General features: G+C 59.7%; 10 protein-coding genes. 9 read left to right on the top strand and 1 reads right to left on the bottom strand.

All coding sequences use genetic code 11. The features are described from left to right. Positions 1–17: 17 nt before the first annotated feature. The 7 genes from ftsH (at position 18) to ACQY8Q_RS08065 (ending at position 9,334) form a co-directional block, all read left to right on the top strand. Complete coding sequence (gene ftsH / locus ACQY8Q_RS08095) at positions 18–1,958, top strand: ATP-dependent zinc metalloprotease FtsH (protein WP_428426130.1); 1,941 nt, start codon at positions 18–20, stop codon at positions 1,956–1,958. Positions 1,959–2,325: 367 nt separating this feature from the next. Further along, the gene (gene glmM / locus ACQY8Q_RS08090) at positions 2,326–3,678 is read left to right on the top strand and encodes a phosphoglucosamine mutase (RefSeq protein WP_428426129.1); all 1,353 of its coding nucleotides are present in this window, start codon (positions 2,326–2,328) and stop codon (positions 3,676–3,678) included. 231 nt (positions 3,679–3,909) lie between these two features. Next, on the top strand, positions 3,910–4,731 hold the full coding sequence (locus tag ACQY8Q_RS08085) for an outer membrane protein (protein WP_428426128.1): 822 nt from the start codon (positions 3,910–3,912) through the stop codon (positions 4,729–4,731). A gap of 185 nt (positions 4,732–4,916) precedes the next feature. After that, positions 4,917–5,723 carry an outer membrane protein gene (locus ACQY8Q_RS08080; RefSeq protein ID WP_428426127.1) on the top strand — a complete coding sequence of 269 codons (807 nt, stop codon included), beginning with the start codon at positions 4,917–4,919 and terminating at the stop codon, positions 5,721–5,723. 152 nt (positions 5,724–5,875) lie between these two features. After that, positions 5,876–7,054: a phosphoserine transaminase gene (locus tag ACQY8Q_RS08075; RefSeq protein ID WP_428426126.1), complete on the top strand. Its 1,179-nt coding sequence runs from the start codon at positions 5,876–5,878 to the stop codon at positions 7,052–7,054. 75 nt (positions 7,055–7,129) lie between these two features. Continuing rightward, entirely contained in the window at positions 7,130–8,725 is a 1,596-nt protein-coding gene (gene serA / locus ACQY8Q_RS08070) for a phosphoglycerate dehydrogenase (protein WP_428426125.1), read from the top strand. Positions 8,726–8,836: 111 nt separating this feature from the next. Further along, a complete protein-coding gene (locus tag ACQY8Q_RS08065; protein ID WP_428426124.1) occupies positions 8,837–9,334 on the top strand; it encodes a GNAT family N-acetyltransferase in 498 nt (165 codons plus the stop codon). A 13-nt stretch (positions 9,335–9,347) separates the two neighbouring features. Here the strand turns inward: ACQY8Q_RS08065 and ACQY8Q_RS08060 are convergent, their stop codons facing one another. Next, the gene (locus tag ACQY8Q_RS08060) at positions 9,348–10,232 is read right to left on the bottom strand and encodes a DMT family transporter (RefSeq protein ID WP_428429709.1); all 885 of its coding nucleotides are present in this window, start codon (positions 10,230–10,232) and stop codon (positions 9,348–9,350) included. A 450-nt stretch (positions 10,233–10,682) separates the two neighbouring features. Between ACQY8Q_RS08060 and ACQY8Q_RS08055 the strand changes: the two genes are divergently transcribed. Both ACQY8Q_RS08055 and ACQY8Q_RS08050 read left to right on the top strand, forming a co-directional pair. After that, a complete protein-coding gene (locus ACQY8Q_RS08055) occupies positions 10,683–11,981 on the top strand; it encodes an adenylosuccinate synthase (protein WP_113241962.1) in 1,299 nt (432 codons plus the stop codon). Positions 11,982–12,043: 62 nt separating this feature from the next. After that, entirely contained in the window at positions 12,044–14,362 is a 2,319-nt protein-coding gene (locus tag ACQY8Q_RS08050; protein WP_428426123.1) for a hypothetical protein, read from the top strand. Positions 14,363–14,367: the final 5 nt, after the last annotated feature.

The raw sequence follows: 14,367 nt of genomic DNA, 5'->3' as shown, positions 1-14,367 counted from the left end.
AGGTTCCGGGGAGTTCGATGAACCCTAATTTCAGAAATTTTGCACTTTGGGCAATCATTGCCCTGCTTTTGATCGCGCTGTTCAGCATGTTCCAGCAGCCGACCGAGCGTACTGGATCGAAGGAAGTTCCCTTTTCCCAGTTCCTGAAGGATGTTGACGGAAGTCGCGTCAAGGAAGTGGTGATCACCGGCAACAAGGTAATCGGCTCGTACTCCGAGAGCGGTGCGACCTTCCAGACCTATGCGCCAGCGATCGATACCGCCCTTACCGAGCGCATGGAAGCCAAGAACGTAACCGTCACGGTTCGCCCCGAGACCGATGGTTCGTCCGGCTTCCTGAGCTATGTCGGCACATTGCTGCCAATGCTTCTCATTCTTGGTGTCTGGCTGTTCTTCATGCGCCAGATGCAGGGTGGTTCGCGTGGTGCGATGGGCTTTGGCAAGTCGAAGGCCAAGCTTTTGACCGAAGCCCACGGCCGCGTGACGTTTGATGACGTCGCAGGCGTGGACGAGGCCAAGCAGGACTTGGAAGAAATCGTTGAATTCCTGCGCGATCCGCAGAAGTTCCAGCGCCTCGGTGGCCGTATTCCGCGCGGCGTGCTGCTTGTCGGCCCTCCCGGTACCGGTAAGACACTGCTTGCGCGTTCGGTTGCTGGCGAAGCCAATGTGCCGTTCTTCACGATTTCCGGTTCGGACTTCGTTGAAATGTTCGTCGGTGTCGGCGCAAGCCGTGTCCGCGACATGTTCGAGCAGGCCAAGAAGAACGCACCCTGCATCATCTTCATCGACGAAATCGACGCTGTCGGCCGCCATCGTGGTGCCGGTCTTGGCGGCGGTAACGATGAGCGCGAGCAGACCCTCAACCAGCTACTGGTCGAGATGGACGGGTTTGAGGCCAATGAAGGCATTATCCTGATCGCTGCGACTAACCGTCCCGACGTTCTTGACCCGGCACTGTTGCGTCCAGGCCGTTTCGACCGTCAGGTCGTCGTTCCGAACCCGGATATCAACGGCCGCGAACGCATCCTCAAGGTGCACGTCCGTAACGTTCCGCTTGCTCCGAATGTCGATCTCAAGGTTCTGGCTCGTGGTACGCCCGGTTTCTCCGGTGCCGATCTGATGAACCTCGTCAACGAAAGCGCCTTGATGGCCGCACGCCGCAACAAGCGCGTCGTCACCATGCAGGAGTTCGAAGACGCCAAGGACAAGATCATGATGGGCGCGGAACGCCGTTCGTCCGCCATGACCGAAGCCGAAAAGAAGCTGACTGCCTATCACGAAGCCGGCCACGCCATCATGGCGCTGAAGGTTCCGGTGGCCGATCCGCTGCACAAGGCGACGATCATCCCGCGCGGCCGTGCTCTCGGCATGGTCATGCAACTTCCCGAAGGCGACCGCTATTCGATGAGCTACAAGTGGATGGTTTCGCGTCTCGCCATCATGATGGGTGGCCGCGTTGCCGAAGAAATTACCTTCGGCAAGGAAAACATCACCTCCGGCGCGTCTTCCGACATCGAGCAGGCCACCAAGCTTGCCCGGGCGATGGTGACGCAGTGGGGCTTCTCCGACGTGCTCGGACAGGTTTCCTATGGTGAAAACCAGCAGGAGGTTTTCCTCGGCCATTCGGTTTCACAGACGAAAAATGTCTCTGAAGCGACGGCGCAGAAGATCGACAACGAGGTCCGCCGCCTGATCGACGAGGCCTATATGGAAGCTCGGCGGATCATTACCGAGATGCACGGCGAATTCGTTGCTATCGCTGAAGGCCTGCTTGAGTACGAGACGCTGACCGGCGAAGAGATCAAGGCTCTGATCCGCGGCGAAAAGCCTGCCCGTGACCTTGGCGACGATTCGACGCCGCATCGCGGTTCGGCCGTTCCGTCGGCTGGAACCAAGAAAGACGGTTCTGTCGGCAAGGGCGATGAAGCTGAAGGCGGGTTTGAGCCGCAGCCGCAATAGTCTGCGCACAGTAGAAAATCGAAAGAGAACCGCCGCGCATTGATGCGTGGCGGTTTTCGTTTGTGGTGACTGGGCTCTGCGGGCTCCAGCTTGGTAACGCGCTGTAATGAATTCTGATGATACAACGGGATGCTGTTGCAGAAGATTTATGGCATGACGTAGCGCAGCACGCCGAAAGGGATGTGTCGGGGTTTGGCATATCCGCCGGTATACTGAGAACCTGAGTGCTGCGGAAAAGCGGTCTTTGATGATCCCCGGAGACGGTTTTCTTGCAGCCCCTGTTCGGCTTGACCTGAAATTCAAGGCGATGCCGCCAGAAGCGCTCTGTTTGTGAGCCGCCGGCACCCCTATAAAAATTGGAGTTTTTATGAAGCGCAAATATTTCGGAACGGACGGTATCCGCGGCCAATCCAATGTTTTTCCAATGACCCCCGATCTGGCCATGCGTGTCGGCATTGCCGTCGGCACCATCTTTCGCAACGGGGCGCATCGTCACCGGGTGGTGATCGGCAAGGACACGCGGCTTTCCGGCTACATGCTGGAAAATGCACTGGTCGCCGGCTTTACTGCGGCAGGGCTCGACGTGTTTCTGCTTGGACCTATTCCGACCCCTGGCGTCGCCATGCTGACGCGCTCGCTCCGCGCCGATGTCGGTGTGATGATTTCCGCCTCCCACAATCCATTTGAAGATAACGGCATCAAGCTTTTCGGCCCGGACGGCTACAAGCTTTCCGACGAGATCGAAGCCCAGATCGAAGACCTTCTCGACAAGGATATGTCGGCACAGCTTGCTAAATCGCAGGAGATCGGCCGGGCCAAGCGTGTCGAAGGCGACATCTACCGCTACATCGAACATGCCAAGCGCACGCTGCCGCGCGATGTGACGCTGCAAGGCTTAAGGATCGCTATCGACTGCGCCAACGGTGCCGCCTACAAGGTCGCACCTTTGGCTCTCTGGGAGCTTGGTGCCGACGTGGTGACCATCGGAGATGAGCCGAACGGCGTCAATATCAACCTCGACTGTGGCTCCACCCATCCGGCGGCGCTGTCGCGCAAGGTCCATGAAGTGCGGGCCGATATCGGTATTGCGCTTGATGGTGATGCCGACCGAGTGCTGATCGTCGATGAGAACGGTACGGTTATCGATGGCGATCAACTGATGGCCGTGATCGGCAACAGTTGGGCCGAAGACGGCGTGCTCAAGGGCAACGGCATCGTCGCGACGGTGATGTCCAATCTGGGCCTGGAGCGCTACCTTAATGGCCGTGGGCTCGATCTGCACCGCACCAAGGTTGGCGACCGCTACGTGGTCGAGCACATGCGCCAGCATGGCTTCAACGTCGGCGGCGAGCAGTCCGGTCATCTGGTTCTCTCCGACTTCGGCACCACTGGCGACGGACTTGTCGCAGCCCTTCAGATCCTCGCCTGCGTCAAGCGCCAGGGCAAAACCGTCAGCGAGGTCTGCCATCGTTTCGACCCCGTACCGCAGGTGCTGAAGAACGTCCGGGTATCGGCCGGCATGCCGCTCGAGAACGCCGCTGTGCGCCAGGCCATTGCCGATGCGGAATCCGAGCTTGCCAAGAACGGCCGCCTGCTGATCCGCCCGTCCGGTACCGAACCGTTGATCCGCGTCATGGCGGAAGGCGATGACCGGGGCCAGGTCGAGCGTATCGTCGATGAACTGATCAGCGTCATTGGCGGCGTGCGCAACGTCGCCTGATCTGCCTTGAGAGACGAGAATTAAAGAGACCGGGTTGTTCCCGGTCTCTTTAATGCGTTGTTTAAGGAGTGGGTCACGTTGCTTGGCAGTGCAGTCCATTCATTAACAGTTACGGTAAATTTTTGTAGTTAATTAGACCTTAACCTTTCTTATCCATGATCCACGTCAACACAATTTTGTTGGAGGCCGGTCTGCGGCCGACCAGGCAACAAGAAGTATTGGAGTGTGGCCATGAAGACTATTTTGATTGGCGTTGTTGCAGCTTTGCTCGGCAGCACCGCAACCTTCGCTGCGGATCTTTATGAGCCGCCTATGGAGCAGCCTGTTGCAGAACCGGTCCAACTCGTCGAGGCGAGTGGCTGGTATCTGCGCGGTGACGTCGGCTACGCTTTCACCAAGCTGCGTGGCGCCAATTTCTATCAAGGGCCTGGCCGCTTCGTTCGCGATTTCGACGATGCCGATCTTGATGACAGCTGGACCGCCGGTGTCGGTGTCGGTTACCAGATCAACAATTATCTGCGTACGGACGTGACGCTCGATTATCTCGGCAATGCGGATTTCGAAGGTTCGACGACCGGCGGCTGCGGTGTCGCTATCGCCTGCACCTCGCGCGATGTTTCGGCGATCGCTGCCTGGAGCCTGATGGCCAACGCCTATGTCGATATCGGCACCTACGGTTCGTTCACCCCTTACGTCGGCGCCGGTATCGGTGGCACGCAGGTGAAGTGGGACAAGCTGCGTAATACCAGCTGCGAAACCGGCAATCCATCCAATTGCGATCCGACCTTTGAACACGAAGGCAGCAGCAAGTGGCGCTTCACCTACGGCCTGATGGCCGGTACGGCGATCGACCTGACCTGCAATCTTAAGGCCGACATCGGCTACCGTTTCCGCCACGTCCTTGGTGGCAACATGTTCGGCTACAACGCAAATAGCGGCCCGGGTTCCGACAAGGGCATGTATCTTCACGAAGCTCGCGCCGGTCTGCGTTACTCCTTCGGTGGTTGTGCTGAAGCTTACGTTCCGCCAGCAGAGCCGATCGTCTACAAGTAAGCGCATCACGCTTTTCGTTTTAAAAGGCCGTCCGGTATATCCGGGCGGCCTTTTTCGGTTCTGCGGGCCGGTTTGGTTAAGAAGCATGCTTAACTTGAGATTAACCGGGGCGTGCGATGATGGAGACATATTAATTTAAGCGGCAGGCGTTCCTGCCAGTGTCACCGTTTTCAAGGACAGCAAAAATGAAGTTGCGGCATACTCTCCTCAATGCATCTGCACTGATCCTGCTGTTTGCCGGTGGGCAGACGCTGGCTGCAGATCTTCTCGAAGCGCCGGAAGTCAGCATTTCCCCCATGGAGACGGTCGGCCAGGGCTTCTACCTGCGTGGCGATCTCGGTTACGCCGGATGGACGCGCGGCGGCGATCCGTCGCTGCGCCTGTTCGATGCCGGCACCGGCACCACCAGCTCGGCTTCCTTTAAGAACGACTTCGACCAACCCTTTTCCGGGACCCTTGGTGTCGGCTATCAATTCAACGATATGTTCCGGGCCGATTTGACCGGCGATTATTTCCAGGGGGACGTACGCGGTAGCGGCCGGGCAAGCACTCCTTGCGAAGGCGAAACTGCCGGGACGTCTTGCGGCGGCAGCCTCAAGGCCGACTTCAAGGCTATTGGCCTGATGGCGAACGGCTATGTCGATCTCGCCACTGTGGCTGGTTTGACACCTTACGTCGGTGCCGGTCTCGGGGTAACGCAACTGCGCTGGAACGACGTCTCACTGCGCACCAGCTGCGTGCCGGGAGCGGCCGGGTGCTCCGGTGCTGCTGCGGTCAACCAGACCTTTGACGGCGAAAGCAGCTGGCGCCTGACCTACGCGCTGATGGCCGGCGTTTCCTACAACATGACCGAACAGCTGAAGCTCGACGTCGGTTATCGCTACTCGCAGATCACCGATGGCGACATGTTCAATGGTAGCGATATCGACGGGCTTGACGACGGCCTTGGCCGCCACGAAATCCGCGCCGGTCTGCGCCTGTCGCTTTGGTAGTTGAAAGGGCTGTTGTCGCTGTAACGCTGGCAACGCCAAAAATCTTTCCGGAAACGACACATCATTCTTGACTTCCACGCCTGTCCGCCATATCCACGGCGGCAGGCCACCTCTCCCTAACGAGAGGCTTTCTATCTGGAAGGATAGCTTTGATGACGACCCCTGCGACACCGGAATTGCGTCCGGCTAACACCCATTTTTCTTCTGGTCCCTGCTCCAAGCGTCCCGGTTGGTCGCTTGATGCGCTCTCTGATGCGGCCCTCGGGCGTTCGCACCGTGCCAAGGTTGGCAAGAGCAAGCTGAAACAGGCGATCGATCTCACCCGTGAAATTCTGCAGGTTCCGGCCGACTACCGCATCGGTATCGTGCCTGCCTCCGACACCGGCGCCGTCGAAATGGCGCTCTGGTCGCTGCTTGGCCCGCGTGGCGTCGATATGGTCGCCTGGGAGAGTTTTGGTTCCGGCTGGGTCTCCGATGTCGTCAAGGAGCTAAAGCTCCCCGACACCCGCAAATTCGTTGCCGATTACGGCAAGCTTGTCGATTTCGCTGAGGTCGATTTCGACCGCGACGTGGTCTTCACCTGGAACGGCACCACCTCCGGCGTCCGCGTTGCCAATGCCGATTTCATTCCGGCCGACCGCAAGGGCCTGACCATCTGCGATGCCACATCGGCCGCGTTTGCGCAGGACCTCGATTTCGCCAAGCTCGATGTCGTCACCTTCTCCTGGCAGAAGGTTCTGGGCGGCGAGGGTGCGCATGGCATCCTCATCCTGTCGCCGCGCGCCGTCGAACGGCTGGAAAGCTATGAGCCTTCCTGGCCGCTGCCGAAGATCTTCCGCATGACCAAGGGCGGCAAGATCATCGAAGGCATCTTCCAGGGCGAGACCATCAACACGCCTTCGATGCTGTGCGTCGAAGACTATATCGATGCGCTCAACTGGGCAAAATCGCTCGGCGGCCTCAAGGCATTGATCGCTCGCGCCGATGCCAATGCGAAGGCCATTGATGATTTCGTTGCAAAGACCGACTGGATCGCCAATCTGGCGGTCGATCCGGCAACGCAGTCCAATACATCGGTGTGCTTGAAGATCGTCGATAAGGACGTGGCAGCGCTCGATGCTGCGGGTCAGGATACCTTTGCCAAGGGCATGGTCGCGCTGCTGGAAAAGCAGGGTGTTGCGCTTGATATCGGCGCCTACCGCGACGCGCCGTCCGGTTTCCGTATCTGGGCCGGTGCAACGATCGAGACCTCGGATATCAAGGCGCTGATGCCCTGGTTCGACTGGGCGTTTGCGACCCAGAAGGCGACGCTGTCTCAGGCAGCGGCCTAACCGGCTTAGACCGCGCCAAAAGGCGCGGTCCTCCTCACCAATCAGAATTTTTGACGAAACCAATGGAGGCCTCTCATGGCACCTCGCGTACTCGTATCCGATGAACTGTCGGAAACTGCCGTCCAGATTTTCCGTGATCGCGGCGTAGAAGTCGATTTCCAGCCGCAGCTCGGCAAGGACAAGGAAAAGCTTGCCGCGATCATCGGCAACTATGACGGTCTTGCGATCCGCTCCGCCACCAAGGCGACGGAAAAGCTGATTGCTGCCGCGACCAACCTCAAGGTCATCGGCCGCGCTGGTATCGGTGTGGACAATGTCGATATCCCGGCTGCCTCGCGCCGCGGTATCATCGTCATGAACACGCCGTTCGGCAACTCGATCACCACGGCCGAACACGCCATTGCGCTGATGTTCGCCGTTGCCCGTCAGCTGCCGCAGGCCGACACGTCGACCCAGGCCGGTAAGTGGGAAAAGTCGAAGTTCATGGGCGTCGAGATCACAGGCAAGACGCTCGGCGTCATCGGTGCCGGCAATATCGGCGGCATCGTCTGCTCGCGCGCCATCGGCCTGAAGATGCATGTTTTGGCCTACGATCCCTTCCTGTCGAAGGAACGGGCCGAAGAGATGGGCGTCACCAAGGTCGAGCTGGACGAGCTGCTCGCCCAGGCTGACTTCATCACCCTGCACGTGCCGATGACCGACAAGACGCGCGGCATCCTCAACCGTGAAGCGCTGGCCAAGACCAAGCCCGGCGTGCGCATCATCAACTGCGCCCGTGGTGGCCTGGTCGATGAGCAGGCACTGGCCGATGCTATCAAGTCCGGTCATGTCGCCGGTGCCGGTTTCGACGTGTTCGAGGTCGAGCCTGCAACGGAAAGCCCGCTGTTCGGCCTGCCGAACGTCGTCTGCACGCCGCATCTCGGCGCCTCCACCACGGAAGCGCAGGAAAATGTCGCGCTGCAGGTCGCCGAGCAGATGTCGGATTACCTCGTCAAGGGTGCCGTTTCCAACGCCATCAACATGCCGTCGATCACCGCTGAAGAAGCACCGATCCTGAAGCCGTTCATCCGGCTAGCCGATGTTCTCGGTGCATTTGTTGGCCAGGTGACGGAAAGCGCCATCAAGGAAATCGAGATTCTATTTGACGGATCGACTGCCGGAATGAACACCAAGGCACTGACGAGTGCAGCCCTTGCCGGTCTCATCCGCAGCCAGGTTTCCGACGTCAACATGGTTTCTGCACCGGTGATGATCAAGGAAAAAGGCATCATCCTGTCCGAGGTCAAGCGTGACAAGACGGGTGTGTTTGATGGCTACATCAAGCTGACGGTGACGACCGAAAACCAGACGCGCTCGGTTGCGGGCACGGTGTTCTCGGACGGCAAGCCGCGCTTCATACAGATCAAGGACATCAACCTGGACGCCGATGTCGGCAACCACATGGTCTACATCACCAATACCGACGTTCCCGGCATGATCGGCTTCATCGGCATGACGCTGGGTGATGCCGGCGTCAACATCGCCAACTTCCAGCTCGGCCGCCACAATGCCGGTGCTGATGCCATCGCGCTGCTCTATGTCGATGGCGCGGTGTCGGAAGACGTGCTCGACAAGCTGCGGGCCAACCCGGCCATCCGGGCGGCAAAGCCGCTGGTCTTCAACGTCGACTAAGGTCACTCGAACCATCAACCATTTAAGGGGCATGCCGCGTTTCAAGCGCGGCATGTCCCTTGTTCATTTCCGCCGTTATCGTTGCCAGCTTATAGGTCTTGCGTTTTCCTCATGACCAGTTTCACTTTTAGCAGAGCCGTTTCGAGTGATCTCGATGGTGTCCTGTCTGTTCAGGCTGTCGTGTTCCCCGCATTCCAGGAGGCCAAGGCCACTTTTGCGGAGCGTCTGCGGCTCTATCCCGATGGATTTTTCGTCGTAAAAGAAGACGGTGATATCAAGGGCTATCTGGTTTCCTATCCGGTTTATCGGTTCCGGCCACCACCGCTCGATACTCTGATCGGTACCATATCCCCCGGCTCCGACGCCTACTATGTCCATGATCTGTCATTGTTGCCGGAGATGCGCGGGCGCGGCGCGGCAGTTGCCATGATCGAAGCGATGACCGACGTTGCCCGAAATGCCGGTTTTACCAGGATGGCGCTGACTGCGGTGGGCGGCGCAGATATCTTCTGGCGCCGGTTCGGCTTCGCCGTGGTGTCCGTGAAGGCGCTTGAACCGAGCCTTTTCACCTATGGCGCGGACGCTGTCTATATGGAGCGGATGCTCTGACGGCCGTTGTGCCTTAAGTCTTCGGGTGCCCTTTTTCCGCCACCGCGATCCCGCCCAACACCAGCACAATCGCGACGATATGGAATGTCTGCAGCGCTTCGCCGATCAGGGCGATCGACAACAGCGTACCGAAGATCGGGATGGTGTTGATGAACAGGCCAGCCCGGTTAGGGCCGATCAGTTCGACCCCGCGCACGTAAAGAATCTGCGAGACGAGGGAGGGCAGCAGGCCGGCATAGGCGACGATGATCCAGCCTTGCGTATCGGGCCAGATCATCCGGCCGGTGGAGAACTCCCAGATGACCAGCGGAATACTGCTGACCAGCGCCCCGAAGGCAGAGATCGCGATCAGGCTTTTCCAGTGGATTGCCGGTTTCCAGCGCAGCGCCACCGTATAGCCGGCATAGACCAGCACCGCTGCCAGCATCAGCGCGTCACCCTGGTTGAGATCGAGCGAGAGCAGCGTGGTCAGGTCGCCGTGCGATGCGGTCAGTGCGACGCCGAACAGGGTCAGCGTGAACCCGGCGATCTGCGCCATCGAGAAGGCGGTGCGAAACAGCACATAGTTCATCACGAAAATCACCATCGGGATGCCGGCCTGTTCGATGACGGCATTGATGGCGCTGGTGAACTGAAGAGCGGAATAGAGAAAGGCGTTGAAGGCGGTGAAGCCGACGGTGCCGTAGCCGAGCAGAAGCAGCCAGTTCCTGCGGATCGCCGGAAAATCGCGGCGAACCTGCGGGGCGGCAAAAATCAGGAGCACGATACAGGCAATCACCCAGCGCATGCCGGTTAGCATCATCGGGCTGACATGTCCGATCGCCATCTTTCCGGCCACCGTGTTTCCGCCCCAGATCAGGGTGGTGATGCAGAGGATGATATAAGCTTGCAGATTGATGGGCACGGTATTCCCTAAGGCAAAAGCGTGGTGGCTGCGGTGATGGCGGTAAGAGGCGGGGTTGCACTGTCGACTTTTGCCGGTACAGCTTTGTCTTGCATTGAATCAATCCGGATCGCAGAAGGCAAGCCCGCATTATTGGCCGTTGCTGTGTTGTGCCATGGATGGCGCGTGGCTCACGCCACGCTCGACAACGATGCAGCGAAGAAGCGGGCGCGTGGAACGGGCATGAATATTTCGCCGATCCGGGCCGTTTCATCAGTATCCCCGGATGATCCCGTCTTGCGGAACTGCGGGCAGGTGCAAATTTTGAGGGTTAAATGCGGTCTTTACCATGCAAAAACCCCAAATCCCGACTTAGACAGGGTCGCTTTCCAAAAAACAAAACAGTATAGATGCGCGGGTTTGAAGACAGCGTCATCACAGGCGCGTGGAAACAGGAAAACTGAAATGACGAATGTCGTGGTGGTCGGATCGCAATGGGGTGACGAAGGCAAGGGCAAGATTGTCGACTGGCTCTCCGAGCGTGCCGACGTGGTCGTGCGTTTCCAGGGCGGGCACAATGCCGGCCATACCCTTGTCATCGATGGCACCAGCTACAAACTTTCCCTCCTGCCATCCGGCGTCGTTCGCCCAGGCAAGCTCGCAGTCATCGGCAATGGCGTGGTCATCGACCCGCATGCGCTGATCTCGGAAATCGAGAAGCTCGACAAGCAGGGCGTTACCATTACGCCGGAAAACCTGCGCATTGCCGACAATGCCACGCTGATCCTGTCGCTGCATCGCGAGCTGGACGGCATCCGCGAGGATGCGGCTTCCAACAGCGGCACCAAGATTGGCACCACCCGCCGCGGCATCGGCCCGGCCTATGAAGACAAGGTCGGCCGTCGCGCCATCCGCGTCATGGATCTCGCCGATCTCGATACGCTGCCGGCCAAGATCGATCGCCTGCTGACCCATCACAATGCGCTGCGCCGGGGGCTTGGCGAAGCCGAAGTGAGCCATGAAGCGATCATGACCGAGCTTTCCTCGATCGCTGCCCGCGTTCTGCCGTTCATGGAAACCGTCTGGCTGCTGCTCGATCGTCATCGCCGCAAGGGCTCCCGCATTCTGTTCGAAGGCGCGCAGGGCACGTTGCTCGATATCGATCACGGCACCTATCCCTTCGTCACCTCGTCCAACACGGTTGCTGGTCAGGCTGCTGCCGGTTCCGGCATGGGCCCAGGTGCACTCGGCTATATCCTCGGCATCACCAAGGCCTACACGACCCGCGTCGGCGAAGGTCCGTTCCCGACCGAATTGCATGACGAAATCGGCCAGTTTCTTGGCGAAAAAGGCCATGAATTCGGCACAGTGACCGGCCGTAAGCGCCGTTGCGGCTGGTTCGATGCGGCCCTCGTGCGCCAGTCGGTTGCCACCAACGGCATCACCGGCATCGCGCTCACCAAGCTCGATGTGCTCGATGGTCTCGACGAATTGAAGATCTGCGTTGGCTATACGCTGGATGGCGTCGATATCGATCACCTGCCGGCAAGCCAGGCCCAGCAGGCCCAGGCAAAGCCGCGCTACATCACGCTCGAAGGCTGGAAGGAATCGACTGTCGGTGCCCGCAGCTGGGCGCAGCTCCCGGCCCAGGCGATCAAATATGTACGCCAGGTCGAGGAATTGATCGGTGCGCCGGTGGCGCTGCTTTCCACCAGCCCGGAGCGTGACGACACCATACTTGTGACGGACCCGTTTGAGGACTAGTCTGACGTTGACGACTAGGGAAGAATTTGGCGTAAACGCGCCGATGGTATGAGAAAGTTCTGATGGCGGATTTTGTTGCAGTTATTCGAAGGACCGTCGATGGTCTGTCGGACAATGTTCCCGAAATGCGGGCCAAGGTCTATGAAAAGGCCCGCGGCGCCGTCCGCCGTCAGCTGGAAAGCATGAAGCCTCGTCCTTCGGACGAGATGATCGAACGCCAGATGGTCAAGCTTGAGGCGGCGATCAGCGAGGTCGAGGATGATCACGCTGAGGCGCTTCTTCCGTTGGACGAGCAACCGGATGACGTTCTACCTGAAACGGCCGAGGTCGAGGAGCCTATTGCTGCGCCGGTAGAGGTGGAGGAGCCCGAAGCGGACGTTGCTGCGGAGGAACCTCCAGAGCCTGCAGCCGATCAGCAGGCGGCCGTAGAGCCGTTGGAACAGCCCGAACCTGCTGCCGCCGTTGTACCGGTTCCGGTTGTCGAGCCGCTGGTGGAAGACGATCATGCTGATCCTCGACCCGAACCGGAAGCCGTCGAGGCTGACGCTGCTGTCGCTGTCGTAGAGGACCCTAGTCCAGTCGAACCGGTCCATCCGGAGGAGCCGGAAGATGTTCGGCCCGAGCCTGGCGTTGAGCCGGAGCATCCGGTTTCTGCGGACGTCGAATCCGAGGATCAGAGCAATACGGCTCTTGGAGAAACTGTTCCTGTTTCGGAGGCTGCGGCTGAACCGGAATCGGTAACCCCTGCCGATCCGATTGTAGAACCGGTCGAAGAAAAACCCACGCCCGCGGCTTCCGCTGAGTGGGAATTGCCGGAATGGAACGATCCGGTTCCGGCGACCGCCCATAACGAGCCGGTCTGGACAGAGGCTGCGGAAGCAGCGCCTGTTGTCGATGAAATTCCCGACCTGACGCAATATGCGCCCGTCGAAACGGTAACGCCGCTGAACGACGATACTGGCGCCAAGGATAAGGCTTCAGGCGAAGCTGCGGCAGCCTGGGCCTGGGACGATAACGATCCCTTTACACAGGCCCCGGCCGCCGCAGCTGCCGAAACATCGGAACCCGCGATTGCCGACTGGTCCTGGCCGGTCGAGAAGACGGCAGCCGTTGAGCCTGGACAGCCCAAGGCTGCCAATGACAGCTGGAATGACATTGACGAGCTTCTGGCGCACGGCAGCTCGGCTGCTGCGGTTGGTGCTGCGGTTGCGTCACAGGCCGGCAAGGCTTCCGCCGCCGTCGATGAAGCTGTCGATGTGCCGGCTCGGCCCGTGTCCTATCGGGTGGAGCCGAAGCGCTCGCGGTTGAACGTCAAGGCGATCAGTCTGACCGCAGTGCTTGCGCTCATTCTGGGCGGCGGCGGTTATACCTATTGGCAAAACCAGACAACGGTGAATTCGTGGATCTCCGGCACGCTGGCATCCATCACTGCCAAGATACCGGGACAGACCACGCCGGAAGTGTCTGTTCCTGAAGAGGGCAACAAGAGCCTGCCCGCGCCTGAGACGAACAACCAGACGCAGACGCCTTCGAATGCCGAGGTTGCGGCGGTCGACGGCAACAGCAAGTTCACGCAGCGCCTGCAGCAGGATGGAACCGAGATCGATCCCGGTCCGGCGACGGCGCCCGCAGGTGCAAACGCCACCGAAGAAGGCAAGTCTGTGGCCGCGCAGACGGAGGCCGGCAAGCCGGTCGATACCGCTCAGGCGACGGCAACCACGCCTGCAGGCCAGACGGCGACTGACGCGCAGCCTGCCCAACCGGTGCCCGGTCAGCAGCCGGCGGCCGATCCGGCGACGCTGCAGGTGCCGGCCGGTGCCCAGAAGATGTTCCTCTATGAGGAGCGGCTGGGCCAGTCCGCGCCAACGGCAATCGAGGGCAATGTCGCATGGTCGGTCAAGGAAGAATCTCCCGGTGGCGATGCCAAGCCGGAACCGGTCGTTCAGGCGCAAATCAATGTTCCCGAGCGCGGCCTGACGGCCTTGATGACGATCAAGCGCAATGCTGACTCCTCATTGCCGGCCAGCCATGTGATCGAGTTCGTCTTCTCGCTGCCGGAAAATTTCGAAGGTGGCAGCATCGATAGCGTCCAGCGTGTCTCGATGAAGCGCAACGAACAGGATCGTGGCGATGCGCTGATTGCGGTTCCGGCCAAGATCACCGAAGATTTCCACATGATCGCGCTCAACGACTTCCCGGAAGCAGTTGCGACGAATATCGAGTTGCTGCGGACGCGCGGCTGGGTGGATATTCCTTTGACCTATCGCAACGGCCGCCGTGCGCTGTTGACGCTGGAGAAGGGCCCTGCCGGCACCGAGGCCTTCACCAAGGCGATGCAGGCTTGGAGCTTGGCTGCAAAGCCTGATCCGGCCGGCCAGTAATTTCC

Origin of the sequence: Pararhizobium sp. (assembly GCF_965279435.1) — a bacterium.
Taxonomy (GTDB): domain Bacteria; phylum Pseudomonadota; class Alphaproteobacteria; order Rhizobiales; family Rhizobiaceae; genus Pararhizobium.
This window is presented reverse-complemented; position numbering and strand designations above follow the sequence as displayed.